Genomic DNA, 24532 nt, shown 5'->3' with positions numbered 1-24532 from the left:
ATGGGCCGACGGACCGATCTGCTGCTCGGCATCGCCACCGCCGCCGTGGTCGGCGTCGCCGTCGCGGTCAACGTGCGTGGTGGCGGCGCTCCACCGATCGCCTACCTGTTCGCGCTGGGTTTCGGCGCGCTGATGCTGGGGCGCCGCCGGTGGCCGGTGGCCGTGCTGCTGGCCTCGGGAGCCGGGCTGCTCGGCTACTACGCGCTCGGGTTGCCGCCGATCGGGCTCGCCCTGCCGGTCGGGGCGGCGCTCTATTCGGCCACCGAGGCGGGCCGGCTGTGGTGGGCCGTGGGTTCCGGCGCCGCCCTGGTGACGGTCTCGTCCCTGGCGCGGTCGCTCGGCGGGGAGGACCCCGGCTATCTGTACGGCTACGAGTTGCCGACCACGGTGGCCGTGATGGCCGCCGCGATCCTGCTCGGTGAGGTGGTGCGCTCGCGGCGGCTGTGGCGGGCCGAGGTCGCCGGGCGGGCCGCGCGCGAGGCCGAGCGTCAGGTGCAGCACGAGCGGCTGGCCCTGGCCCGCGACCTGCACGACGTGCTGGCCCACACCATGTCGGTGGTGACCCTGCACGCCGACGTGGCCGCCGAGGCCATCGAGGACGGCGACACCCAAGCCGCGCGGACGGCGGTGAAGCGCGTCCGGGAGGCCAGCGGCGGGGCGGCGCGGGAGCTGCGCGGAACCGTGGGAGCGTTGCGGGCCGGGCCGGTCGGCAGCCTGACCCGGCTGGACGACCTGATCGACGGCCAGCCGGTCGAGGTGGCGGTCGAGGGTCGCGAGCGTCCGCTGCCGCAGGTGGTGGACGCCACGGCGTACCGGATCGTGCAGGAGGCGCTGACCAACGCCCGGCGGCACGCGCCCGGCCGCCCGGTGCGGCTGACGCTCGGCTACCGGCCGGCCGAGCTGGCGATCCGGGTCGCGAACGACGGCCCGGCCGCCGGTCGGGGTGACGGCGGGGGAGGGCACGGGCTGAACGGCATGCGCGAGCGGGCGGTCCTGCTCGGTGGCGAGCTGAGCGCGGGTCCGGCCGCCGACGGCACCTTCGTGGTGGCGGCGACGCTGCCGGCCGAGGGGGCGCGGTGACGGTCCGGATCGTGCTCGCGGACGACCAGGAGCTCGTGCGGGCCGGCCTGCGCGCCCTGCTCGAACGCGATCCCGGCCTGGTCGTGATCGGCGAGGCGGCGGACGGCGACGAGGCGTACGCGCTGGTCGCCGCCGAGCGGCCGGACGTCGTGCTGATGGACCTGCGCATGCCGGTCCGCGACGGCATCGAGGCCACCCGCCGCATCGTGGCCGATCCCGCCCTGGCCGCGGCGCGCGTGGTCGCGCTGACGACATACGGCACCGACGAGCACGTCTTCGCGGCCATCCGCGCCGGTGCGGCCGGCTTCCTGCTCAAGGACTGCGGCCCCGACGAGCTGCGCCGCGCCGTCCGGCTCGTGGCCGACGGCGAGGCTCTGCTCTCGCCGGCGGTCACCCGCCGGGTCATGGACGCCGCCGTCGGAGCCGGCCCGAGCGCGGTCGACGGCGCCGCGCTGGCCGCCCTGACCGGCCGCGAGCGCGACGTGCTGACCGAGGTGGCCCGCGGGCTGGCCAACGACGACATCGCGGCCACCCTGCACCTGAGCCCGGCGACCGTCCGCACGTACGTCAGCCGCCTGCTGAGCAAGCTGGGCGCGCGCGACCGCGCCCAGCTCGTCGTCGTCGCCTACCGCACGGGACTGGTCAGGCCGTAGGACAGCTCGTGCCGGGCGGCGGCACCACCAGGTCGATCAGGTAGCGGTCGACCACCGCCGTCGTGCACGGCGTGTTCCCGTACGCCCCGTGGCCCGACCCCTCGTAGGTCACCAGCCGCCCGTGCCGGCCCAGCTGGGCCGCGACGTGGGTGGCCCAGACATACCCGGTCCGCACGTCGTGCCGCGCGTTGAGCAGCAGCAACGGCCGCCGGGTGTCCACCCGCAGCGGGGCCGGTGGGTTGGCCACCGGCGACGGCCAGCCCAGGCAGGCGTGGATGGCGAGCAGCCCACCGCCGTAGCGGACGTCCGGAGCCACCGCCCGGGCCTCGCGCACGAGCTCGGCGTAGGCCGGGAAGTCGGCCACGTCGGCCGGCCAGTCGGCACAGAAGACGGACGAGACCAGCGGCGGCAGCTTGATCGGCGGTGCCTGACCGTCGCGCAGGCCGGCGATGGCCTGCGCCAGCTTCACCCGGTCGGGGGAGGCCAGCGCGGCGATCGGCAGCAGCGTGATGTCGAACGCGGTGACCGGCGCGTACTCGCCGCGATCGGCCCGCTCCAGCACGTCTCGCCACACCGCCCGCACGTCGGAACCGCGCAGGGCGCAATCCTCCCGTGCCGGCGAGCACCAGGCGACGAACTCGTCGAACGCGTCCTGCTCGGCGAGGGCCTGGGTACGCACGAAGTCGCGGACGCCGAGGCTGTGGTCGAAGACGCTCTCCAGCACGAGCGCCCGCACCCGGTGCGGGTAGCGCGCCGCGTACTGCTGCCCGAGCAGTGTGCCGTAGGAGCTGCCGTGGAAGGTGAGCTGCCGTTCGCCCAGCGCGGCCCGCAGCGCGTCGAGGTCGCGGACGGCACTGGCCGTGTCGGCGTGCTGCCAGACCGCGCTGGTCGGCCGGCAGGCATCCCAGGCGGCCCGGTTGGCCGCGATCGTGGCGTCGAAGGAGGCCTGGCTGGTCAGCAGCCCGGGCGACGGCAGGTCGAGGGAACAGGCGGGCCCGGCGCTGCGGGCGACCCCGCGGGGGTCGAAGCTGACGGTGTCGAACCGGTCGAGGATCTCGGCGCTGAACCGGTTGCCGCGCCGGATGCGCTCGACCCCGGAGTCGCCCGGGCCGCCCGGCCCGAACACGAGCGTCCCCACCCGCTGCTCCTGCTTGCGGGCGGGCCGCAAGGCCATCGACAGATCGAAGGTCGCCCCCCGCGGCCGGGCCCAGTCGACCGGTAATCGCAGCGTGCCGCACTTGACGATGTCATCGACGGGCACTTTTTCCACGTCGTCGGCGCACTTCGTCCAGACGATGCGGGGCCGATGCTGGTCGGACGCGGAGACCGGTGGGGTGGCCGCGAGCGCGAGCCCGGTCAGCAGGGCGGTCACGGACGCGACGATGCTACGGCGGCGGATCATGCCGTCCATCCTCGACAGTGGGCGCACCCAGAGGGCATCGGGTGAATCCCTGAGCCGACCCTGGGATCGCCCGGTTGCGGGTACGTGCCATTGTCGGCTGATGCGTCGACGGGGGACGTTCCTGACACTGCTGCTCGCGGCGACGGCGGCGACGGCCGGCTGCTTTCCGGTGCAGCCCGATCCGCCGACGCTGGCCGACCCGCTCGTCGAGGTGTACCGGATCCCCTCACCGGTCCCCGCGCCCGTCGCCGGCCGCCGCGAGTGGGCCTACGTCGACAGCGAGAACGGCATCATCGCCGAGGGCCGCACGCTCGCGTCGGTCGACCTCGAGACCGGCTCCGTGCGTTTCGCGGAGACCCTTCCCGAGCCGTACGCGGCGACGGAGTCGAACCGGCCGATGGCGTCGGAGGACCACATCGTCCTGCCCGGTCACGGCTCGTCCGTGCTGGTGATCTCCAAGTGGCTGGGCGCCAAGCGCTGGGAACGCGAGCTGCCGGGCCGGGGCCAGTTGATCGTCGTCGGCAGCGGCACCGAGCAGGCCCTCGTCCACTCGCGGTGCGACGCCCGGGGCTGTGACCTGACGGCCCTGCTGCTCGAGTCGGGGAAGCAGCTGTGGAAGGTCCGCACCCCGGAGCCGGTGACATTGACCAACGCCGGCTCGGTCTGCCCGTGCCTGTTCACCCAGGGGCGGCGGACGATCACCCAGCTCTCGACAGCGGACGGCCATCGCCTCTGGTCCAGCCCGACGCCACCCGGCCCCACCCCCGTCCTGAAGCACAGCACCTACCGCCTCACGGTGATCACGCCGCCCGCCGCGCCGGCCTGCCGCGCCACCCTGCGCGGTCTCGAGGTGGGCCGGGAGGCGTGGAAGCGCGACGTCGTCTGGCAGGATCCGGCCGGGACGGGCCCGTGCGGCTTCGACCCGGGCCGGATCACCGAGGCCGACCGGCTCTTCGCGCCCGCGCCGGGCCAGGTGACCGTGATCGACGAGTACGAGGGCACCGCCCGCCTCGTGACCATGCGCCCCGGCGAACAACTGGTCCCGGGCGGTCTGGCCTGGTCGCCGACGGCCGGTTACCGCCGCTGGCGGGAGACACCGCTGGACATCACCGTGCCCGCTCCCGCCGACGGCCGGCCCTGGGCCCAGCCGGCCGGCCGCGGGTGGCTGCTCGCCTCCGGCACCGGCGCGGTCTACTACGACCCCGACCGTGGCCCCCGCCGCCAGATCGGCGGCGCCACCACGTTCGTCGTCCACCGCGACAACCGCCTGATCTACCAGATCGGCGGCCAGCTGGTCGGTCTCGGCCCCGCGCAGACGTCCTAGCGGCGGTGGACCACGGCCAGGCCGCCCTTCGCGGGGGCCACGGCGATGCCCCGGCTGTGGGAGCGTTCGGATGGATCGGTGGCCGGCTCGATCGTGAAGTCGCGCAGGACGGTGCGCAGGACGACGTTCATCTCGAGGGTGGCGAAGGACGCTCCGATGCAGCGGCGGATGCCGCCACCGAACGGGATCCAGGCCGAGGTGTCGGCCCGCGCGCCGACGAAACGGGCGGGGTCGAAGGCGTACGGGTCGGCGAAGAGAGCCGGATCGTCGTGCAGCAGGGCGATGCAGGCGGTGACGACCGTACGCCGCGGCAGCGTCCAGCGGCCGATCGTCAGCTCGTCGCAGCGCACCTGACGGGAGGTCATCTCGACGACCGGGCGCACCCGCTGCACCTCGATCAGGGTGGCCTCGCGCCACGCGTCGTCGTCGCCGGTGCCCAGCCGCGACAGCACGTCCGGGTGCCGGCGCAGCCGCTCGACCGCCCAGGCCAGCGTCGTCGCCGTGGTCTCGTGGCCGGCCGCCAGCAGGGTCAGCAGCTGGTCGGCGATCTCGCCGCGGCTCATCGGCGAGCCGTCGTCGTAGCGGGACTGCACCAGCATGGCCAGCACGTCGTCGCGATCGCCGAGCGCCGGGTCGGCCCGGGCGCGGTCGATCAGCCGGTCGATGATCGCGTCGTACTGCTCCCGGTACCGCCGGAAGCGAGCACCCGGGCCATATCCGCGCAGGTCACGCCGTACGGCGGGAAGGACCGCGAGAATCGAGCCGAGCTTCACCATCGAGGGCAGCAGGGCGCGCAGCTCGTCGAGCTCGGCCCCCTCGGCCCCGAAGACCGCGCCGAGGATCACGTTGAGCGTGATGCGCATGGTCGACGGCATCACCGGGAACGGCGTCCCCTGCGGCCACGATGCCGTCTCCGCGCTGCGTCTCCTTTTCGATCAAAGTCTCGTACGCCCGCAGGCGCCGCCCGTGGAAGGGCGGGGTCAGCAGCTTGCGCTGGCGGCGGTGCTTGTCCCCGGTGATCGCGAAGAACGACCCCGGCCCCAGCACCGAGCCGAGGTTGGCGTCCGGGGTGTCGGCCTCCTCGGGGCTCGCCTGGAACATCTCGCGGACCTCGCCCGGGTCGGCCAGCATCACCATCCGGCCCAGGTTGAGCGACTGGACGGTGAACGCGTCGCCGTAGCGGGCCCGGAGCCGCTCCATCGTGCGCCGACGCCGGACCGCGAAGCCGATCGACTGGACGAGCCGCGGACTCGATGGACCGTCGGGCAGAAGAACCGTCATAACGACCTCCCGGGCGCGGTACGCTGACGTACCAGCCCGACGGTACGCTCGCGTACCGGGCCCGGGCAAGGGGTACCGTGTGCCAGGTGACGACCGTCGAAGCGCCCGCCGAGGCCGGCCCCGGGCATCGCCGCCGCCTGCTCGACGGTCTGGCGACGTGCATCCGCGAGCGCGGCTACCCCGACACGACGGTCGCCGACATCGTCCGGGCCGCGCGGACCTCCCGGCGCACGTTCTACGCGCACTTCACCGACCGCCAGGAGTGCCTGGTCGCCCTGATGCACGAGACCAACCAGCGCACGATCGCCCGCATCTCGGCCGCGGTCGACCCCGGCGCACCCTGGGACACCCAGGTCGGCCAGGCCATCGAGGGCTGGATAGCCGCCGTCCAGGCCGACCCGCCGATCACCCTGAGCTGGATCCGGGACGTCCCGGCGCTGGGCCAGGGCCGGGCCCGCCTCTTCCAGCGCGAGACCATGAGCAATTTCGTGGCGCTCATCCGCCGCCTGACCGACACCCCGCAGCTGCGTGCGGCCGGCCTGCTCCCGGCCTCCGACCAGACCGCGACCATCCTGCTCGGCGGCCTGCGCGAGCTGATCGCCGTGACCGTCGAGGACGGCCACGACGTCGCCACCATCACCGCCGCCGCGACCGAGGCCACGGCCCGGCTGCTGGGCCCTACCGGCTGACCCACACAGCGGTGTCCGCCGCCAGTGTGAGCCGTCCGTCCACCGGCCCGGGCACCCCCGGCGACGAGGCCAGCAGCAGGGTGCGGGCGGCCACGGTGACCGGGGCCGAGCCCATGTTGACCCAGCACGTCACCGGGCCGGGCTCGCCGTCGCGGGCGACCAGGTCGACCCGGACCACGTCGCCGTGACGGGTCACCGACGCGCGGCCCGAGCCGAGCGCGGGGTGCAGCCGGCGCGCCATCAGCGCCTGCTGATAGAGGGTGAAGGTCGAGTCCGGGTCGGACTCCTGCCGGTCGACGGCGTGACCGGGCCAGCCGGCGGGCTGGGGCAGCCACGGGGTCGCGGCCGAGAAGCCCGCGTTCGGGCGGGACGCCTCCCACGGCATGGGGATGCGGCAGCCGTCGCGACCGGCCCGCTTGCCACCCGAGCGGAAGAAGATCGGGTCGCGGCGGGACGCGACCGGGACGTCCGCCTCGGGCAGGCCCAGCTCCTCACCGGCGTACAGGTAGGCCGAACCGGGCAGGGCCAGCATGAGCAGCGCCGCGGCCCGGGCCCGGCGCACACTGCCGTAACGGGTGACCTGACGAGCCTTGTCATGGTTGCCGAGCACCCACGGCGCGGGCGCGCCGACGGCGTCGAACGCGGTCAGCGCCTCGGCGATCGTGTCGGCGAACGACGCGGCGTCCCAGTCGCTCTTGAGCAGCCGGAACTGGAACGCGTGATGCAGCTCGTCGGGGCGGGCGTACCGGCCGACCTCGCTCAGATCAGCCAGGGACACCTCACCCACCAGCATCCTCGGTTCCGCGTACGAGTCACAGAGCGCCCGCCACCGGCGCCAGATGTCGTGGACCTCCGGCTGGTTGGTGGTCATCGCCTGCTCGGGCCCGTGGCCGAACAGCGTGGGAGAGTAGATGCCCGGGTTGTCGCGGTACGCCGGGTCCTTGAACAAGCCGTACGCGACGTCGACCCGGAAGCCGTCGACACCCAGATCGAACCAGAACCGCAGCGTACGGTCGAAGTCCGCGACGACCTCGGGGTTTCTCCAGTCGAGGTCGGGCTGCTGCGGGGTGAACAGGTGCAGATACCAGCGACCGTCCGGCGTCCGCGACCAGGCCGGCCCGCCGAACATGCTCTGCCAGTTGTTGGGCGGCTCGTCACCGCCGTCCTCGTTCGCCGGCCGGAAGTGGTATCGGGCCGCCTCCGGGCTGTCCGGGTCGGCCAGGGCCCGCTGGAACCACGGGTGCTGGTCGCTGGTGTGGTTGGGGACGATGTCCAGCAGCACCCGCAGACCGAGCGCGTGAGCGTCCTCGACCAGGCCCCGCACGTCCTCGACAGTGCCGTAGTCGGGGTCGACCGCGGTGAAGTCCACGACGTCGTAGCCGCCGTCGGCGCCACCCGACACGTAGTGCGGGGTCACCCAGACGGCGTCCACGCCCAGCTCGGCCAGGTAGGGCAGCCGCGCCCGCAGACCGGGGAAGTCGCCGATGCCGTCGCCGTTCCCGTCCGCGAACGAGCGCAGATAGACCTGGTAGACCACGGCGTCGCGCCACCACGGGTCGCGGGTGACGTGCTCGAACGGGCGCGTGTCCTGCATCGGCTCTGCTGACATGCACCACCGATCGGCCACCCGGCCGGGTGGCCGCAGGCTTGCACCGAAGCGCAACCCGGGTGCGCCCGTGTCACTCTGGTAGGAGTCCACCGCTGGGAGGCAGACATGACCGACGCCGGTTTCGCACGGCCGAAGGGCGAGACCTTCGAGTACGCGGGGGCGACCGTCGAGCTCCTCGACGCGGCCACCGTGCTGGCCGCGGCCCGGGTCAACCCGGTCGAGCTGCTGCGCCGCGCGACCTGGCCCGAGCCGGTGCAGCGGGTCGACCTGACGGTGTCGAGCGCCGACCGCCCGGGCGGTCCTGTGCACACCTTCGCCGCCTCGATCAGCACGGCCGAGGAGCCGCTGTCCAAGGAGCGCATCCGCAAACTGGTGCTGGGCAACGACCCGGTGGGGCTGCTGCTGGCCAAGCGCATCGAGGCCGGTGACCCGATCGCCACCCGGATCGTCGACAACATCGGGGCGGCGGCCGCGGCGGCGTACAAGAAACTGGGTCTCGACCGTCCGGCCCAGCCGATGACCAGCCGCGAGCCGGGCACGCTGGCCGACGCGGTGGTGGGGCTGCAGGCCGAGCTGACGTACGACGAGACGGGCACAGTGGTGCGGCTGCACGCCGAGGTGCCGCGCGACGACGTGACCCCGGCCCACCTGCAGGCCTTCGTGGGGCTGACCCTGCAAGCGGTGATCGAGCTGGCCGGGCCCGAGTCGCTGACCGGCCGGCGGTATGTGGTGAGCCGGGAGAACGTGTCGAAGGTGCCGGCGACGACGCAGACGGTGACGCTGGACATGGTGGGCGGGCTGGCCGACGTGGTGGCCGAGCTGCGCCAGATCGCGGTGTCGTTCCGCCATCCGGAGGCGATGGCCCGGTGGGGCGCGCGCCGTCCGCAGGGCCTGCTGATGTACGGGCCGCCCGGCACCGGCAAGACGATGCTGTCGCGGGCGCTGGCCAACGAGATCGGGGCCGACTTCCGCGAGATCCGCACGCCCGAGATCCTCGACAAATGGCTGGGTGGGTCGGAGCGCAACATCAAGCAGATCTTCCGCGACGCCCGCCGCTACCGGGTGCCGACGCTCATGCTGTTCGACGAGTTCGACTCGATCATCAGCTACGCGGGGTCGGGCGGGGATGCGGCCAGCCAGGCGATCAACGCGGTCGCGGGCATCTTCAAGCAGGAGATGAACGACCTGATCGAGGCCAACCCCAACGTGATCGTGGTGGCCACGACGAACTTCCCGCACCGGGTCGACGACTCGCTGATCCGCTCGGGGCGCTTCGACGTCAAAATCAGTGTGCCCAAGCCGGACGACGCTTCGCGGGCCGAGATCTTCCGCAAGATGATCCAGGGGTTGATCGCGGCGCACGAGGCGCCGGGGTTCCAGATGTTCGCCGATGATCTCGACGTGGGGGCGCTCGCCACCGCCAGCCATGGGATGACGGGGGCCGACATCAAGGAGATCCTGCGGCGGGTGCAGCTCAAGAAGGCCATGCAGGATGCTCGTACGGGGGGTCGGGTCGATCCGATCACCACTGATGAGCTGTTGGGCAGCGTTCGGGAGTTGCTGGGGCCGCGTTAGGGGTTCGGGTTTGTGGGTTGGGCTTGCCTCCGCCCTTGCGGGCGAGCTTGCCGCCAGCTTTTGATTCTGGTCGCGGGCTGCTGTGCGGCCGGACGGCGGCGCCGGGGAATGCGAGCCGTGCGGTTGCTCGCTTGCGTGTGCCAGGATCGGCCGGTGGAGAACATTGAGTGGCTTCGTCCGGCTCGTGGTGTCACCTATGACGTGCTCGTCGGTGGGCCGGACGACGGGGTGCCGGTTCTGCTGGTGCACGGCAACTGCTCGTCCGCGGAGTTCTGGCTGCCGCTGATCCGGCGGCTTCCGGACGGCATCCGGGTTGTCGCTCCGCATCTGCGGGGGTACGGGCGTAGCGAGGCGGCGCCGGTGGACGCCACCCGGGGGCTGCGGGACTTCGCCGACGACGTGGCCGCACTGCTCGACGACCGGGTGCTCTTCCCCGGGGGCGGGCCGGTGGTGGCGGCTGGGCACTCGATGGGTTGCGGCGTGGTCATGCAGCTGCTGGTCGACCATCCGGGCCGGTTCGCGTCGGTGCTGCTGGAGGCGCCGCTGAGCCCGTACGGTTTCGGTGGCACCCGCGACGTTGACGGCACGCCGACAACCGCGGACTTCGCCGGCACCGGGGGCGGTGGCGTCAACCCGGACTTCGTGGCGCGCCTCGAGGCGGGTGACCGCAGCGCCGAGGCGGCGACCAGCCCGCTGTCGGTGCTGCGCTCCATGTATGTGGCTGACCCGGCATCGCTCGGCGCCGACGAGGAGCTTCTGCTCAAGACGGTGCTCAGTACCGCGGTCGGTGAGGACAACTACCCGGGCGACAGCAAGCCGGCTGACAGCTGGCCATACTTCGGCCCGGGTGACCGTGGCGTCCTCAACGCCATGGCGCCCAACCACTTCAACGTCGCCGACGCCTTGGTCGGCGCCGCACAGAAGCCGCCGATCGTCTGGATCCGCGGCGACCGCGACCCGATCGTGTCGGACACCTCGCTCTTCGACCGGGCATACCTGGGCATGATCGGCGCAGTGCCGGACTGGCCCGGCGCCGACGCCTGCCCGCCGCAGCCCATGGTCGGCCAAACCCGCGCGGTCCTGGATCGATACGCGAGCAGCGGCGGCAGCTACCGCGAGATCGTCTACGACAATTGCGGCCACTCACCACACATCGAACGCCCAGCCGAGTTCACGGCCGAACTCCTGGAACTCGTCAACAACCCGACCAGCTGATCGCGCGAAGTGTGACGGCTCGTCGTGGGGAGGCGCCTGGGCCTGCCGTTCGAGTAGGCGGGTTCCGGCACAATGCGATCATGCGACCGTCTACGCCTTGGTGGGCGTTGCTGTCCTCCGCGGCAGCCCCTGTTGTGCTGATCGGCGGGTGGACCCTCGCTGCGCAGCGGCAGCCAGAAGGCTATGACGGTACGGTGGCCACGATCAGTTCCCTGGCGGCGCAGGATGCCGACGATCGTTGGCTGATGACCGTAGCGCTGGTCGGCGTCGGGGTCTGCCATGCCATGACCGCGCTGGGCCTGCAACGGGCAGCTCCGGCCGGTCGGGCCGCGCTCGGTCTCGGTGGCGTGGCGACGATCCTGGTGGCGGTGTTCCCCCTTCCGGCAGCGGGAGCCGCCCCGGAACATGCGATGGCCGCCGGGGTGGCGTTCGTGGCTCTCGCGGTGTGGCCGGCGCTTGCCTGGCGCCGGGCCGGCTGCGGCCCAGCGGCACTGCGACCCGTTGTGTCCGTCGCCGCGGCGGTGGCCCTGCTTGGCTTGGTCGCCTGGTTCGGTGCAACTCTGAGCACCGGTGGTCGAGTGGGACTGGCGGAACGCTTGGCCGCTGGCGCGCAGGCGTGCTGGCCATTGGTCGCGGTGCTGTCCAGCCGGTTGCAGCCCAGCCGCGGGGCTACCACCTTTGACCCGAAGGACGGGCACCGCTGAGTTTCGGGAGGATGCCACCTCCCTACATGACAATGGTGCCAGCCGGTCCGTGAAAGACGCGTCCGCTGCCGCACCGAGCGGTGTGGGTGACGGTCATCCTGGGAGGGTCCAGCGGTCGTACGGATGGCGGCCCGGCCGGAATCCCTGTGCTTCGACCATGTCGACGGCCGCGGAGAGGCCGGTGCCGACGGCGTCCGGGACGTGGGCGTCGCTGCCGAAGGTGACCACCTTGCCGCCCTCGTCGCGCCACCAGCGGACGATTTCCGAGGCCATCGGGATGCGGGTGTTGACCTCCAGCGTCCGGTCCGTGGCGGCGAGGGTGCGCAGCGCGTGCCGGAACTCGTCCTCGAAGGCGTGCAGGTCGAACGGCCCGGCCTCGGCGGGCCAGCCGCGGAGCGCGTAGTCCAGGTGGGCGAGGACCGCGAAAGCATCCGTACGGGCGATCAGCTCGGCGATCTCGGTCAGGTAGAGCCGGAGCACCTCTGCGGCGGGGCGCTGCCGGTAGAGCGCGTTCGCCTCGACGAGGTTGCCGTCGACGGGCAGGGCGTGCAGCGAGCCGAGTACCCGTTCGTAGTGGCCGGTGCCGAGCAGTTTCGCGACCGGCACGGCGTTCCAGTGAGGTTCGCCCAGCTCGACGCCGCTGATGACGCGCAGCGACGGGAAGATCTCGCGGCACCGCTGGATCGAGGCGAGATAGCGCTCCTGGTCCAGCTCGGGCGGGACCAGCACGCCGTCGGGGCCGGTCAGTTCGCGCCGCAGCGGTGACCGCTGCAGGACCACCTCGTCGACCGTCCACCGGGAGTAGTCGACGTGCTCGGTGAACGCGACGGCCGGAAGGCCGAGCTGCACCGCGCGGGCGCAGGTTCGTTCCATGGAGCCCTCAGGGGCGTCCCAGGAGAATTCGGTGTGTACGTGACCGTCCGCGGGCTGAATCACCTGACCCACGGTAGCGATCATGGTTCAGGCGCCGCGGGGTGGGTGGGCCTGCAGCGCTGACACCCGGCCCGGCGAACGTCGGACCTCAGGTCCTTGGACGGCGAAGGCGATATCTCGGTGGCCGGCGCGCACGCTCAGCGGCAGATGAGTGCACTCGATCGCGTTGGGCCTACGGTGGCAAGCCGATGCCGTGGAGCCGATCAACAGTTCCGTTCGGCCCGCCGTGAACAATGGTGACGTGACAGGTCCTGACCCGTACCTCGTGGTGACAGAACCGACGTTTGTGGCACGGTTCCTCCTCGCCCCCGAGGCAGACGCCCCGGAAACGGTGGCGAACGTCGACGTCTTCGTCGACTTGGCCGACGGTTCTACCTGGTCGCTGACGATCTTCACTGTTGGCGAGGTTGGTCGGCTTCTATCGGTCTGGCGCGAGACTGGCGAGGCCGCGCACGGCAGCTACTTCTGGGCGTCCGATCAACTGATCGTGCCGGAGCCGGGTGTCAAGGCGATGACGACTGCCATCCGCGAGCTCGTTCGCAACGGCAAGATTGCCGTGGTCGGCATCCTGTCCGAGGTATGACGATCGTTCGCGTCCGCCCCACCGCGCACGCTCAGCGGCTGAAGAGTGCGTGCGAGCCGTGAACGTTCAAGGCGTGGCGTCTGCTGGATCCGGATCGTCAGCAGTTCTGTCGTCATTGACACAACCCCGGGCAAACCCTGTGTGAGCCCGCCCGGTGCGAACGGATTGTCGTTGCGAAGTGCCGGTGCCCGAGGTGACGATAGGTGGACGTGCCGGGTGGTGATCCCGGCGAAGTGTTGGAGGCGCTGCTAGTGAACACCGCATCGCGGTGCGCCTCGCTATGCGCGCCAGACGCTGACCACTTCGCTTCGCCCACCGGCTGACCTGCTTCGTTCGCGGTGGGCGTTTCCTCGCACGGGAGACCACCGTAGTGCCCGAAGACTTCTTGACGGGTGATCGCCGTCCGCTGATGACGGTCCTTGCCGCCAACCTCGTTTCGATCGCCGGGAGTTGCCTCACGTACATGGGCGTGCCGTGGTTCGTGCTGCAGAGCACGGGCAGTGCCGCCAAGGCCGGGATCGTAGCGTTCTGCACACTGCTGCCCGCAGTGCTCGCCGCGCTCGTCACCGGTCCGGTCATCGACCGGATGGGACGACGGCGGGTGAGTGTCGCCTCAGATCTCGCCTGCGGAGTCGCGGTAGCGGCGATTCCGCTGTTGCAGTTCGCCAGCATCCTGCAGTTCTGGGTGCTGTGCGCGCTGATGGCGCTCACCGGGCTGTTCCGTGCGCCTGGTGAAACAGCCCGCGGCGTGCTGTTGCCCGCCCTCGCCGAACGCGCCGGAATGACGCTGACCAGGGCAGCCGGGCTGTACGACGGTGCGGCACGCTGCGCGGCCCTGACAGCATCCGCTCTCGCAGGTGTGCTGATCGCCGTACTCGGAGCCGACACCGTCCTGTTGATCGATGCCGCGACCTTCGCCGTGGCCGCGCCGCTGTTCGCGTTCGGCGTGCGCGACCTGCCCGAAGCACAACCCATGCCACAGGTCGAGCCGCCGTCGTTACCGGCCTACCAGCGTGAACTCGCGGAAGGGTATCGCTTCGTGGCGGCCACACCGCTGCTGCTGGGCCTGTGCCTGATGACGCTGGTCACCAGAGGCCTCGACCAAGGATGGAGCGCCGCGCTTCTGCCCGTGCACGCCCGTACGGAGCTTGATGGTGCCATCGATCTCGGTCTGCTGAACGCGGCCTTCGGCACCTGCGCGCTCACGGGGGCGCTGATCTACGGGGCTGTAGGCAGCCGCTTCCGCCGGTGGCCTGTATTCACGATCGCTTTTCTCATCGGGGGCCTGCCACGCTTCGTGGTGGCCGCCTTCACCGACACCTTCACCCCACTGGCCGTGATCATGGCGGTCGAGGGCCTGGCCTTCGGCGTACTCAACCCCATCATGGCCACCGTGACGTACGAGACGGTGCCCGAGGAACTACGCACCCGCGTGCTGAGCGCGACGACAGCCGCGGTCCAACTGGTCACACCGCTGGGCGCACTCACCGCGGGCCTGTTCGTGGATACGGCCGGCCTGCACGGTGCACTGCTCACGGCGGGAGGCGTGTATCTGCTCGCCACGCTCTGCCCGGTCATCTTCCCGGCCTGGAGACAGATGGACCGCAGCAGGCGCCCGTACGACAGGACAAAGGGCTCACTGCCGCGAAGGTCGAAGGCAAAACAGATATAGGGACGCGGGCCACTTGCTCCTAGCCACCCGTCAGACGCCTACCGTGGCAGGGTGCCGGGCTGCGGCACAACTTCGTGAGGGTCTCCCCGAGCGACGCCAGATGCCCGGCACCTCGTACGGCATTCAACACCCTTCATCAGCGGCAAATCAGTGCGTCGAGCTTTCAATGATCGATGCCCGTGTAACAGTCCCGACCATGGAGTCATCCATGATCGTCGGCGTGCATGCGCTGACCCGCTCGCGGGTACAGGGCCGGCATGAGTTCACCGATCGACGAAGACGCGCCCGCATTGGCAACCGTGGCGGCTGAGGCGGTCGGACTGCTCAGCGACGCGACCGGGCCGGAGGTCGGGTACCCGGGTCTGACCGGCACCGACGATGTAGAGGACGTGCTCGCTTCGCTGAACCGGATTGCTGGAGAACTACAGCAGACCGCAGCCCAGCTCTCACGTTATGTCGGCGACGAACTCGACGCCGGACACCTCACCCCGGGACCCGGTTCGCCGGGCCAGGACCACCAGAACATTGCGGCCGCTCGGCAGGCTCTGACCGACGTCCAGGGAAGTGCCCAGACATTGGCTCAACTTCTGACCACAGCCAAGACCGCGATCCTTGCTCTGCAACCCGTCAGCTGACCAAGAGAGCCGAGTCACCGCGGCACAACTGTCCACGGCGGCGAACATGGTCAGCGTGAGAACCGCCTGGAATGCCGACCCGGTTGCTGCGCCGCATGCTCGTTGATTCCGTCGTCAACGTCCCGTTCTGCTCCGAATCTGCGCACTCCCGAGCCGGCGCATCAGAATCTTGTCAGCTACCCGGTTGACGGATTGCGGCGCCTGGATCGGTGCTCTGCTCGAGGGCCGTCCACCACTCCTCCAGCTCGTCGACCCGGCTCTGGAGTGCGGCGTTCGCCGCCCGGGCGGTCGCCAGTTCCTCGGTCAGCGCACCGATCGGCCCGGAGTCGGTCAGGGCGTCGAGCCACCCCATGACCAGCCGATCCTCGGCGGCGACCCGGCGGAGAGCGGAGGCGACCACCTCCGGTGACAACTCAGCCACGAACTCTCTCGGGAGCGTGAGCAGGCGCGCGACTTCGCTGAGGCTCCGCGCGGCGGTCATCTGGCGCCGGAGGCGCTCAGCGGACGGCACCGCCGGTTCGGCCGGTGCCGCGGCCGCCGCGACCGGCTTGGCGGACCCAGGAGCGCGCTTCGACGCAGGCACGGGGGTAGGCCGCTCCGGTTCCGGCTCGGACTCGGCGTCCGATGGAAGATCGGGAAGGTCGTCGCCCACCCAGGCGTAGGCCAGGGTGTCGCCCTTCTGCCGTCGGACGACATTTGGCCACTTGGGTAGAACCGCCAGCGCGCGGGGCCAGTGCCGGGCCCACGTCTCGTTCCGGAGCCCGAGCTCGAACAGATGCTCCCGGATCTCTCCAACCTTCAGCGGGACCGGCGAGTCGGCCAGCAGGTGAAGAACCACCGCGAGGGGCTCTTGGGCGAAGACGGCATGGAACAGCCGAGTGTCGGACAGGGCCAGGAAACGCAGCGAACCCCTCGTCGCGACGTGAACGTCGGCGGCTCGTCGGACGCGCTCTTCCTCACCGGTGTCATCCCACTTGACGTGATAGATCGTCCCGTCATCGGCGAGGATCGATCCGGTTCGGGCGCGGCGTACGCCGAACGCATCGGACACCCTGACAAGACCCTGGTCTGCGCTCACGAATGCGACTGTAATGGTTGTCGTCGCGGCCGCGGCGCCGGCCGAAGTCATCCGTCCGGGCCGTCCGTGCGCCCGGCGCCGACCGCTTTCGATACCGAGCGTGGCAGGCATCAGCGGCACGCCTCGCACCAACGGCGGCAAATCCGGATGTCACGCGGCCGGGACGACTCACGCCATCCTGGCCAAGAGTGCAGAGTTCGTTCTGTTCCGCCCGTGGCAAGGGTAGGTAGGGCTGACCCCCCATCCGAGAGGGTTGCCAGCAGGATCGAACGCGGCAGAGAAACTGCGAAAAATGATCTCCATGACTGTACAGAACGATTCCGGCACCACTCGGAGATTGTCTCGGTTCCGCTGGGCCGCCTTCGCCCTTGTCCTGCCCGTCGCCGTAGTCGGCGCGGTCTCCGGGTGCGGCGATTCGGCGGCGCCGAAACCCGCGCACACGACCGGCCCAGCAGCTCCGGCTCCCGCTGCCTCGGCCAGCGCGGCCGAGCCGGCAAACTCGGCCCCTGCGGCAGGCCAGCACATGATCACCAACAACGGGCATCGCCTCGCGTTCTACGTCATCCCCGGGCACTCACCGGCCATCGTGTTGGACTCCGGTGGCGGCGAGGATCACACACAGTGGAACGGCATCGTCCCGCAGCTGTCGAAGGCGACCGGGTCACAGATCATCACCTACGACCGGGCGGGGCTAGGCAACAGTGACGAGGTGAAGGGCCCCTGGGACGGCCGGGCCGCCGCCTCTGACCTGCAGGCCGGTCTGCGCGAGCTCGGCGCCACCCGCAATGTAGTCCTCGTGTCCCACTCGCAGGCGGGGGAGGTTGCCACCTACTTCGCCCGCGCCAACCCGGGCGTGCTGTCCGGGGAGGTACTCGTCGACGCCAACGTGCCCCCATTCTTCACCGACAAGGAAATCCAGCGCCTCGTCGCGCTCACCACGCCGCAAATTGCAGCGCTCAAGAAGCAGCCGTCGACGAAGGCGAACCGGCAGCTCATCGCGACGTCCGAGAACTTCGGTCCCACTCATCAGGCGTACCACAAGGTCTCCTGGCCGGACAGCGTCCCGGTCACCTACATCGGGTCGGAGAAGACACCGTTCGACGGCTCCCCGCAGGACGCCCAGCGCTGGCGCGACGCTGCCGCCGCGTTCGTCGCGGCGGGGCCCGGACGCACACTGATCACCGCCAAGGGAAGCTCACACGAAATCCCGCAGGACAAGCCCCAGATCGTCGTCGACGAGATCGAAAAGATGGTCGCCGCTCGCCGCTGAACCGCCCCAACTCCGATACCACTTCTGATCGGGCCGCCTCGTCGTGGTCGAGCATCATCAACTCGGCCGGGTCGTACCGCTGGATCTGGCGGCACAACTCGGAGCCGATCTCGCCGCCGGTGCAGGTCACGAGCACCCGCCGCCCGGTCAGGAGCCCGCCGATGGCCGCGTGGTCGACGACGACGCGGTGCCGGCCGAGCAGGTCGGTCACCTGCATGTCGCGGATGTTGCGGGCGCGCGGTCTGCCAGTATCTTTCCCGGTATTCACATACTTGGAGGTATCGATGGGACGTGCCAAGTCCGCTGTCCACGCCGCCGCAGTGTCAGCGGCAGTCGCGGCAACCGCCGTCTTCGGCGGTTCCGCCCCGGCGCAGGCCGCTTATCCTACGGATTCGGTCCTGGTTTCCTACGGTTCGAGCAACTTCACCGGGACGGCGACCTTCTACGACCGGAGTGTCGGTGTGAGCGGCACCCTGAAGGTGGCCGCTGGAGCGTGCATGCGCGTCAAGGCGTACGCCCGAATTGCCGGAGCCGAAGAGGATTTCCCTGAGGCCTCCACGAGCTTGAAATGTGGCGGCTCGACCACCTACAAGAATTACCCGGTCAGCCTGACCGCGACGGCGCCGGTGCGGGGCGGCGCCGATCTGGCCTATGTCTCGCTCTATGACCAGGACGAGTACTTTCTCGCTCTCGATGCCGCGTGGAGGTCGTGATCACGGACTGACGCAGTGACAACGATGCCGCCCTCGACCCATGGTCGAGGGCGGCATCGTCGCGAATGACGGACCGGAACAGAACCCGATCGGGACGCGTGGCGTTCAGGCCGCCGTGGAGACGGTCGGGCGGTGAATCGCCTCGGGCTGCACCGGCGTATGGCCCGGTTGCCGCGGGCCGCTCACCGAGGTCGAAGATGCTGAGCGGCTGGCCGTGGAGCACGTGGCTGTTGCCGGGCTGTCCGCGCGGACCACGACGCGGGCTTACGCCCAGCGCTCCTGCAACTCGGGCAATGGTGTCTGTACGACCGACGTGACAGTGATGGCCGAGCAGTGGCGCCGCGAGGTTCGCCAGGGCTGAGCGGACCCGCGGCGGCTGGATCACACGTGGGCGGGGTGGTTGCGGACCTTGTAGGTCACGGCGCCGGTGCCGGTGGCGGCGACTATGAACGCCAGGGCCGCCGTCACCCACTGGCCGTCGGTGATGGTGTCGAAGCCGGTGTTCTGGCCCTGCAGTGCGGTGAGCAGGGCGGACAGAAAGGCGATCAGGCCGCTGGTCAGGGCGGAGAAGACGGCTTTCAGGATGGTGTTCATCTTTCACCTCCGGTAGGGATTTCGTCAGGAGGAGGCGGAGCGCGCCACCTCGGATACCTGGTCGAGGTGACGGGAACTGCGCCATGGGAGCAGGGCCGAGCTGGCCAGGACGCCCAGGCCGCAGATCAGCATGGCGGCTCGAACGCTCGTGAGGGCAGCCAAGAGGCCGCCCAGGGCGATGAAGACCGGCTGGACCGTGCGAGACGTGATGGACCAGCAGGCGATCACCCGGGAGAGGTAACCGTCCTCGGTCTCGGTCATGCGGTAGGTGGCGAACGCGGGGTTGAAGACGCCGGAGCCGTAGAGGGCCAGGAACTCCACCACGACGACCAGGACAAAACCGGCGGGACCGGCGGGAATCAGGGCCAGCACCCACAGCCAGAGGGCTCGGCCCACGCCGGACATCAGCAGCACGCGGCGGCGGCCGAAGCGGGTGTTCAGGCGGCTGACGCTCAGGGCGCCGGCCACGCCGCCGAGGCAGGCGAGTCCCCAGGCCAGGCCGTACTGCCAGGCGGGGAAGCCCAGCTCGCGCAGCATCAGGACGGTCAGCAGCGGGGAGGCGGCCATCATGGCACCGGCGAACAGTTGCTGGTTGACGAACAGGGAGCGCAGACCCTGGTGGCTCGCGATGTAGCGCCAGCCCGCGGTGATCTCGGCCAACTTCGAGACCGAGGGCCCGCGTACGGGTGGGGCCGGCTCCGGCGTCCGCAAGGAGCGCACGCCGACCGCGGAGAGCAGGAAGCTCACGGCGTCGGCGGTGATCGTCCAGGCGACGCCGAGCAGCGACGTCAGCGCGCCGCCGAGGGCCGGGCCCGCGCTGTAGGCGGTCCAGAACGTGGCCTCGAAGCGGCCGTTCGCGGCGTCCCGGTCGTCCACGCCGACCAAGGCCTTGAGGTGGGCGCCGCTGGCCGCGGCGAACAGGATCGTGCCGACCGACTGCACCACCGCGACCACGCAGAGCTGGGCGTAGGTCAGCGCGCCGGCCAGCATGGCCACGGGCAGGCTGACGACGGCCAGGAAGCGGGCCAGGTCGGCGGCGATCATCACCGGGCGCTTGTGGCGGAACTCGATCCACGGGCCGGCCGGCAGGGCCAGCGCCGCCGCAGCCAGGCCACCGAGTGCGGCCAGCAGCGACACCTGGAATTCGGGTACGTCGAGCACAAGCACCGCGACCAGCGGCAGCGCGCCGAAGCCGACCCCGGTGCCGAGCTCACTGATCGCGTAGGCCGACCAGAGCCGGCGGAAGTCGGAGCCGAGCGCCACCCGGGCACCCTACCGGGCGGCGACCTCGACGGCGTCGAAGGCGGGCTGCGACACGGGCCGTCCGAAGTGGTAGCCCTGGGCGAGCCGGTAGCCCAGCTCGTACAGGGAGGCGGCCTGCTCGGCGGTCTCCACGCCCTCGGCCACGGCGGTCAGGCCGAGACCGTCGCTGACCTGGATCAGCGCGGTGGCGATGACCGCGTGCCGGCCGGCCAGGGCGAGGTTGTCGACGAACGACTTGTCGACCTTGAGGATGTCGACCGGGACGGTCTGCAGCAGGCCGAGCGACGAGTGACCGGTGCCGAAGTCGTCCAGGGCGATCCGGACGCCGAGCCGGTGCAGCTCCTCGACCGCCCGCACGGCCGCGCCGCCGCCGAACACCGCGGTCTCGGTCACCTCGACGATCAGGCGGCCGGGGGGCATCGCGGCGGCCGCCAGCACCTCGGCCACCAGGTCGGCGAAGCCGGGCTCGGCGAGCTGCCGGGCCGAGACGTTGACGCTGATCCGCTCGGGCGCCGTCGTGCCCGAGGCGGCCTGCCAGGCGACGAACTGGGCGCACGCGGAGCGCAGGATCCACTCGCCGAGTTCGACGATCAGGCCGTTGCGCTCGGCCACCGGGATGAAATCGGCGGGGCTGCGCGTGCCCCAGCGGATGAGCGACTCGACGGACCGGATCTCGCCGCCCGGCAGCGCGACGATCGGCTGGTAGACGAGGTGGAACTGGCCGGCGTCGAGCGCGGCGCGCATCTCGGCGCCCAGGCGGGCTTCTTCGTCGGCGCGGTCGTCGAGGTCGACCGCGTACCGCCGGAAGGGGACCTGGGACACCTTGGCCGCGTACATGGCCACGTCGGCCCGGCGCAGCACCTCGACCGGGTCGGCACCGTCGGCGATGCCGATCGCCGCGCCGACCAGCAACTCGTGCCCGTCGACCTCGAACGGCCGGCGCAGCGCGGACCAGAGGCGGTCGACGACGGCTTCGCCCTGGGCCGCGGTCGCCTCGGTCAGCAACAGGGCGAACTCGTCGCCACCCATGCGGGCCAGCAGGCCTTCGCCGTGCAGCTCGGTGCTCAGCCGGGCGGAGACGGCGATCAGCAGGTGGTCGCCGACCGCGTGGCCGTGCCGGTCGTTGATCTGCTTGAAGCCGTTCAGGTCGAGCAGGCACACCTGTGGCACACCGGCTCCGGCGGCGGCCCGCAGCCGCAGCTCGAAGAGGCGGCGGTTGGCCAGGCCGGTGAGGTCGTCGCGCATGGCGAGGTCCTCGAGTTCGGCCGCCTGCCGCTGAGTCTGCCCGACGAAGCCACCGAGCCGGATGAGCACGAGCACGAAGAGCACAACCGCGCCGATCCCGATCGCCGGCCAGTTGACCGCCTCGCCGCGCGCCCCCTGCAGGAAGAGCACGGCGGGCACGGTCATGGTGATGCCGCCCAGCAGCAGGAGCCGGCCACGCCCGAAGCGGGGGCGGGTGCCGGACCGCCGGCCGATGCCGGCCATCGACGGGTGCAAACCCGCACCAGCCCACATCAGGTACGCGAGAAGGAAGCTCGCATCGACCAGGCCACCGGCCGAGGCATCCGTGTCGATCAGGCTCCACGCCACGTCACCGACGAAGTTGAGGGCGCTGCCGACCGTGAGCAGCCACAGACTCGTCACCCGGGCGCCCGGCCGGCTGATCAGCCGGGTCACCACCGCGCACATGAACACGTCGACGGTCGGGTAACCGACGGTTACCAGGCGTTCGATCAGAGGCGTGCTCAGATCGAACAGCGTCGGCTGGATCACGAAGACCCAGTAGACGAGCCCCACACCGGCGGCGATGATGGCGGCGTCGATGAGGCCGGAGCGGTCGCGTTGGTCGCCGCCCCGGGAAATCATGATCAGGCCGGCGAAGACCAACGGGTACGCCACGAAATACATCAGGTCGTCCCAGTACGGGTACGGGTGCTCCCCCAGGACCATCCCGCTGACCTGGTACACGAGGTCCGCGGCGACGTAGGTGATCAGACCGGTCGCGAAGATCCACCAGCCGCGGGCGGCGGGCGGGCGCCGGCCTGAACTGTTGGACGGTTGCTACGCGGGTGCGGCGCGCTCCACGATCGCGGCGGTGTCGACGTTCGCCGACAGGGTGCCGAATGTGTGCCCCCACTCGCCGCCGAGCCGGCTGGCGCAGAAGGCGTCGGCGGTGGCCGGCGGGGCGTACCGGACCATCAGCGACGCCTGGAGCACGAGAGCCATCCGCTCGGCTGTGCGCCGGGCCTCGTCCTGTTTCGGCGTGGTCAGGGCGGCGACCGCGGCGGCCAGCCGCCGATCCTCCTGAGCCGCCGGGGTGACCTCGGCCAGGAAGGCGTCCAGGCTGTCGGGTTCCCGGTCGAGCGTACGGAGGATGTCGAGCGCCTGGACGTTGCCGGAGCCCTCCCAGATCGAGTTGAGCGGGGCGTCCCGATAGAGCCGGGGCATCCCCGAGTCCTCGACGTAACCGTTGCCACCGAGGCATTCGAGCGCCTCACCGACCACCGCCGGCTGCCGCTTGCACACCCAGAACTTGCCGACCGCGATCGCCAGCCGCTGGAAGGCCTGCTCCCCCCGGTCGACCGCACCGGCCAGCCGCATCGCCAGCAGTGTCGCCGCCTCGCTCTCGAGCGCCAGATCGGCCAGCACGTTACGCATGACCGGCTTGTCGGCCAGCGGCCCGCCGAACGCACTGCGGTGCCGGGTGTGGTGGACGGCCTGGCTGAGCGCGGCCCGCATGCCCGACGCCGAGCCGGTCACGCAGTCGAGCCGGGTCATGGCGACCATCTCGATGATCGTCCGGATGCCCTGACCCTGCTCACCGACCAGCCAGGCGACGGTGTCGTCGAACTCGGGCTCGCTGCTGGCGTTGCTGCGGTTGCCCAGCTTGTCCTTGAGGCGCTGGATGCGGAAGGTGTTGCGGGTGCCGTCCGGGAGCACGCGCGGCACGAGGAAACACGAGAGTCCTTGCGGCGCCTGGGCCAGCACGAGGAAGAGGTCGCACATCGGCGCGCTGGTGAACCACTTGTGGCCGCGCAGCCGCCAGGTGCCGTCCGCGCCCGGCGTCGCCCGGGTGGTGTTGGCCCGGACGTCGGAGCCGCCCTGCTTCTCGGTCATCCCCATGCCGGCCAGCAGCCCGGCCTTGGTGCCCGGGGCGCGCAGCCCGAAGTCGTACGTCCGGGAAGTGAGCAGTGGTCCGTAGGCCGCCGCCAGCTCCGGTGCGTGTCGCAGGGCGGGCACCACGGCATACGTCATGGAGATGGGACAGGAGTGCCCGGCCTCGACCTGGGACCAGACGTAGAGCCCCGCCGCCCGGGCCACGTGCGCGCCGCCGCGCTCGTCGGCCCAGGGTGCGCCGGCCAGCCCCTCGCCGACGGCCACCTCCATGAGCCGGTGCCACGACGGGTGGAAGTCGACCTCGTCGACGCGATGGCCGTACCGGTCATGGGTCAGCAGCCGTGGCTCGTACCGGTTGGCCTCGTCCGCCCACCGCTGCGGCTCCGCCGTCCCGGCCAGCTTGCCCAGCCGGTGCAGGTCACCGACGGCCCACCCGGCGCCCTCCCGCTCGACGGCCGCCAGCAGCCCCGCATCAGCCGCGACGTCATAGTCCACCAGCGGCGGCGCCTGGTTGAAGACCTCATGCGTCATCCCGTAACCCTACCGCCGGGTAACTTCGCGGCACCAGGCGTGGAAGCGGTCTGCCACACTGCATGCCTCGCACGACCCAGGCGAAAGGACCGGGTTGCCTCTATTCGGAGCAGGGCGCGCACTACACCGCAGTGCAGTCGATCGACGCCGGCTCGGTGCGCCTGGCCACCGAGGAGGGCCCGGTCACCCTGACCTTCGACCCCCGCCACCATGAAAGTCACGAGCGTCCTACCCGCCGAACTGTGCCAGGGCTTCGACTGATTCATCCTTCGGCCGCCCGGCTCATCGGCCCACACTTTCGGCCAGGGGTCCATGAAACGGAGACACGAGGCGGCCGTGTGTCGCGCTGCTGATGACTCAGACGGGAAGCCGGTAGCTACTCGACATCGGGAAGAGAACCATCAGTGCGGAGCGGCCCCGGAGACTACGGGGAACGAAATGACCAGAGCCGCGGCCGTCGTGAGCGGCGTCGCCCGTGACCGGGTCTGTCAAGAAAACGGTGTAACTCGATGTTGTGGTGATCAGTTGCGGCCTGCGGTGAGGCGGCCGTCGAAGGCCAGGTCGAAGGCGTTGAGAGCGGGTTTCCAGCGGGTGATCCAACGGCGTCG

23 protein-coding genes are annotated in these 24532 nt (G+C 70.9%); 12 read left to right on the top strand and 11 right to left on the bottom strand.

Annotated features, from left to right (window positions below; genetic code table 11):
- Together NAG42_RS08885 and NAG42_RS08880 are read left to right on the top strand one after the other, a co-directional pair.
- On the top strand, nucleotides 1–1080 hold the full coding sequence (locus NAG42_RS08885; protein WP_250029369.1) for a sensor histidine kinase: 1080 nt from the start codon (nucleotides 1–3) through the stop codon (nucleotides 1078–1080).
- Nucleotides 1077–1733 (top strand): response regulator, encoded by a 657-nt coding sequence (locus tag NAG42_RS08880; protein WP_250029368.1) that lies wholly within the window; start codon nucleotides 1077–1079, stop codon nucleotides 1731–1733. The genes NAG42_RS08885 and NAG42_RS08880 overlap by 4 nt, the downstream gene beginning before the upstream one ends.
- Here the strand turns inward: NAG42_RS08880 and NAG42_RS08875 are convergent.
- A complete protein-coding gene (locus tag NAG42_RS08875) occupies nucleotides 1723–3135 on the bottom strand; it encodes an alpha/beta fold hydrolase (RefSeq protein WP_250029367.1) in 1413 nt (470 codons plus the stop codon). The two genes, NAG42_RS08880 and NAG42_RS08875, sit on opposite strands and share 11 nt — an antisense overlap.
- A gap of 100 nt (nucleotides 3136–3235) precedes the next feature.
- Between NAG42_RS08875 and NAG42_RS08870 the strand changes: the two genes are divergently transcribed.
- Nucleotides 3236–4459 carry an outer membrane protein assembly factor BamB family protein gene (locus tag NAG42_RS08870; protein WP_250029366.1) on the top strand — a complete coding sequence of 408 codons (1224 nt, stop codon included), beginning with the start codon at nucleotides 3236–3238 and terminating at the stop codon, nucleotides 4457–4459.
- Here NAG42_RS08870 and NAG42_RS08865 read toward each other — a convergent pair.
- Together NAG42_RS08865 and NAG42_RS44835 are read right to left on the bottom strand one after the other, a co-directional pair.
- Complete coding sequence (locus NAG42_RS08865; protein ID WP_308201139.1) at nucleotides 4456–5304, bottom strand: cytochrome P450; 849 nt, start codon at nucleotides 5302–5304, stop codon at nucleotides 4456–4458. The genes NAG42_RS08870 and NAG42_RS08865 overlap by 4 nt on opposite strands.
- On the bottom strand, nucleotides 5186–5740 hold the full coding sequence (locus NAG42_RS44835) for a cytochrome P450 (RefSeq protein ID WP_308201131.1): 555 nt from the start codon (nucleotides 5738–5740) through the stop codon (nucleotides 5186–5188). Before NAG42_RS44835 ends, NAG42_RS08865 begins: the two co-directional genes overlap by 119 nt.
- An 86-nt stretch (nucleotides 5741–5826) precedes the next feature.
- Here NAG42_RS44835 and NAG42_RS08860 point away from each other — a divergent pair, with 86 nt between their 5' ends.
- Nucleotides 5827–6429: a TetR/AcrR family transcriptional regulator gene (locus NAG42_RS08860; protein ID WP_250029365.1), complete on the top strand. Its 603-nt coding sequence runs from the start codon at nucleotides 5827–5829 to the stop codon at nucleotides 6427–6429.
- On the opposite strand, the gene NAG42_RS08855 is transcribed toward NAG42_RS08860, so the two are convergent.
- A complete protein-coding gene (locus tag NAG42_RS08855) occupies nucleotides 6419–8023 on the bottom strand; it encodes a glycoside hydrolase family 13 protein (RefSeq protein ID WP_250029364.1) in 1605 nt (534 codons plus the stop codon). The two genes, NAG42_RS08860 and NAG42_RS08855, sit on opposite strands and share 11 nt — an antisense overlap.
- Nucleotides 8024–8143: 120 nt before the next feature.
- On the opposite strand from NAG42_RS08855, the gene NAG42_RS08850 reads away from it, so the two are divergent.
- From NAG42_RS08850 to NAG42_RS08840, 3 genes are all read left to right on the top strand, one after another.
- Nucleotides 8144–9613 (top strand): ATP-binding protein, encoded by a 1470-nt coding sequence (locus NAG42_RS08850; protein WP_250029363.1) that lies wholly within the window; start codon nucleotides 8144–8146, stop codon nucleotides 9611–9613.
- Nucleotides 9614–9766: 153 nt separating this feature from the next.
- Nucleotides 9767–10828: an alpha/beta hydrolase gene (locus NAG42_RS08845; RefSeq protein ID WP_308201130.1), complete on the top strand. Its 1062-nt coding sequence runs from the start codon at nucleotides 9767–9769 to the stop codon at nucleotides 10826–10828.
- An 80-nt stretch (nucleotides 10829–10908) separates the two neighbouring features.
- Nucleotides 10909–11532 carry a DUF998 domain-containing protein gene (locus NAG42_RS08840; protein ID WP_250029362.1) on the top strand — a complete coding sequence of 208 codons (624 nt, stop codon included), beginning with the start codon at nucleotides 10909–10911 and terminating at the stop codon, nucleotides 11530–11532.
- Nucleotides 11533–11625: 93 nt separating this feature from the next.
- Here NAG42_RS08840 and NAG42_RS08835 read toward each other — a convergent pair whose 3' ends face one another.
- Nucleotides 11626–12468 (bottom strand): PHP domain-containing protein, encoded by an 843-nt coding sequence (locus NAG42_RS08835; protein ID WP_250029361.1) that lies wholly within the window; start codon nucleotides 12466–12468, stop codon nucleotides 11626–11628.
- A gap of 190 nt (nucleotides 12469–12658) precedes the next feature.
- On the opposite strand from NAG42_RS08835, the gene NAG42_RS08830 reads away from it, so the two are divergent.
- The 3 genes from NAG42_RS08830 to NAG42_RS08820 all read left to right on the top strand — a co-directional run bounded on the left by NAG42_RS08830 (nucleotide 12659) and on the right by NAG42_RS08820 (nucleotide 15355).
- On the top strand, nucleotides 12659–13048 hold the full coding sequence (locus tag NAG42_RS08830; RefSeq protein ID WP_250029360.1) for a hypothetical protein: 390 nt from the start codon (nucleotides 12659–12661) through the stop codon (nucleotides 13046–13048).
- A 370-nt stretch (nucleotides 13049–13418) separates the two neighbouring features.
- Nucleotides 13419–14720 carry an MFS transporter gene (locus NAG42_RS08825; protein WP_250029359.1) on the top strand — a complete coding sequence of 434 codons (1302 nt, stop codon included), beginning with the start codon at nucleotides 13419–13421 and terminating at the stop codon, nucleotides 14718–14720.
- 257 nt (nucleotides 14721–14977) lie between these two features.
- The gene (locus NAG42_RS08820) at nucleotides 14978–15355 is read left to right on the top strand and encodes a hypothetical protein (RefSeq protein WP_250029358.1); all 378 of its coding nucleotides are present in this window, start codon (nucleotides 14978–14980) and stop codon (nucleotides 15353–15355) included.
- 172 nt (nucleotides 15356–15527) lie between these two features.
- Here the strand turns inward: NAG42_RS08820 and NAG42_RS08815 are convergent, their stop codons facing one another.
- A complete protein-coding gene (locus NAG42_RS08815) occupies nucleotides 15528–16433 on the bottom strand; it encodes a hypothetical protein (protein ID WP_250029357.1) in 906 nt (301 codons plus the stop codon).
- 253 nt (nucleotides 16434–16686) lie between these two features.
- Between NAG42_RS08815 and NAG42_RS08810 the strand changes: the two genes are divergently transcribed.
- The gene (locus NAG42_RS08810; protein WP_250029356.1) at nucleotides 16687–17703 is read left to right on the top strand and encodes an alpha/beta fold hydrolase; all 1017 of its coding nucleotides are present in this window, start codon (nucleotides 16687–16689) and stop codon (nucleotides 17701–17703) included.
- Here NAG42_RS08810 and NAG42_RS08805 read toward each other — a convergent pair.
- The gene (locus NAG42_RS08805) at nucleotides 17612–17920 is read right to left on the bottom strand and encodes a polysaccharide biosynthesis protein (protein ID WP_250030316.1); all 309 of its coding nucleotides are present in this window, start codon (nucleotides 17918–17920) and stop codon (nucleotides 17612–17614) included. The two genes, NAG42_RS08810 and NAG42_RS08805, sit on opposite strands and share 92 nt — an antisense overlap.
- Nucleotides 17921–17987: 67 nt before the next feature.
- Between NAG42_RS08805 and NAG42_RS08800 the strand changes: the two genes are divergently transcribed.
- On the top strand, nucleotides 17988–18416 hold the full coding sequence (locus NAG42_RS08800; RefSeq protein ID WP_250029355.1) for a hypothetical protein: 429 nt from the start codon (nucleotides 17988–17990) through the stop codon (nucleotides 18414–18416).
- Between the two features lie 381 nt (nucleotides 18417–18797).
- Here NAG42_RS08800 and NAG42_RS08795 read toward each other — a convergent pair whose 3' ends face one another.
- The 4 genes from NAG42_RS08795 to NAG42_RS08780 all read right to left on the bottom strand — a co-directional run bounded on the left by NAG42_RS08795 (nucleotide 18798) and on the right by NAG42_RS08780 (nucleotide 23924).
- Nucleotides 18798–19010, bottom strand: a complete 213-nt coding sequence (locus NAG42_RS08795) for a hypothetical protein (protein ID WP_250029354.1) — start codon at nucleotides 19008–19010, stop codon at nucleotides 18798–18800.
- A gap of 24 nt (nucleotides 19011–19034) precedes the next feature.
- Nucleotides 19035–20273 (bottom strand): MFS transporter, encoded by a 1239-nt coding sequence (locus NAG42_RS08790; protein ID WP_250029353.1) that lies wholly within the window; start codon nucleotides 20271–20273, stop codon nucleotides 19035–19037.
- A gap of 9 nt (nucleotides 20274–20282) precedes the next feature.
- Entirely contained in the window at nucleotides 20283–22226 is a 1944-nt protein-coding gene (locus NAG42_RS08785) for a putative bifunctional diguanylate cyclase/phosphodiesterase (protein ID WP_250029352.1), read from the bottom strand.
- Between the two features lie 111 nt (nucleotides 22227–22337).
- Nucleotides 22338–23924 (bottom strand): acyl-CoA dehydrogenase family protein, encoded by a 1587-nt coding sequence (locus tag NAG42_RS08780; protein ID WP_250029351.1) that lies wholly within the window; start codon nucleotides 23922–23924, stop codon nucleotides 22338–22340.
- Nucleotides 23925–24532: the final 608 nt, after the last annotated feature.

Origin of the sequence: Paractinoplanes maris (genome assembly GCF_023544465.1) — a bacterium.
GTDB lineage: Bacteria > Actinomycetota > Actinomycetes > Mycobacteriales > Micromonosporaceae > Actinoplanes > Actinoplanes maris.
Note: the sequence above shows the minus strand (reverse complement) of the source record. Positions and strands in the feature narration are given on the sequence as shown.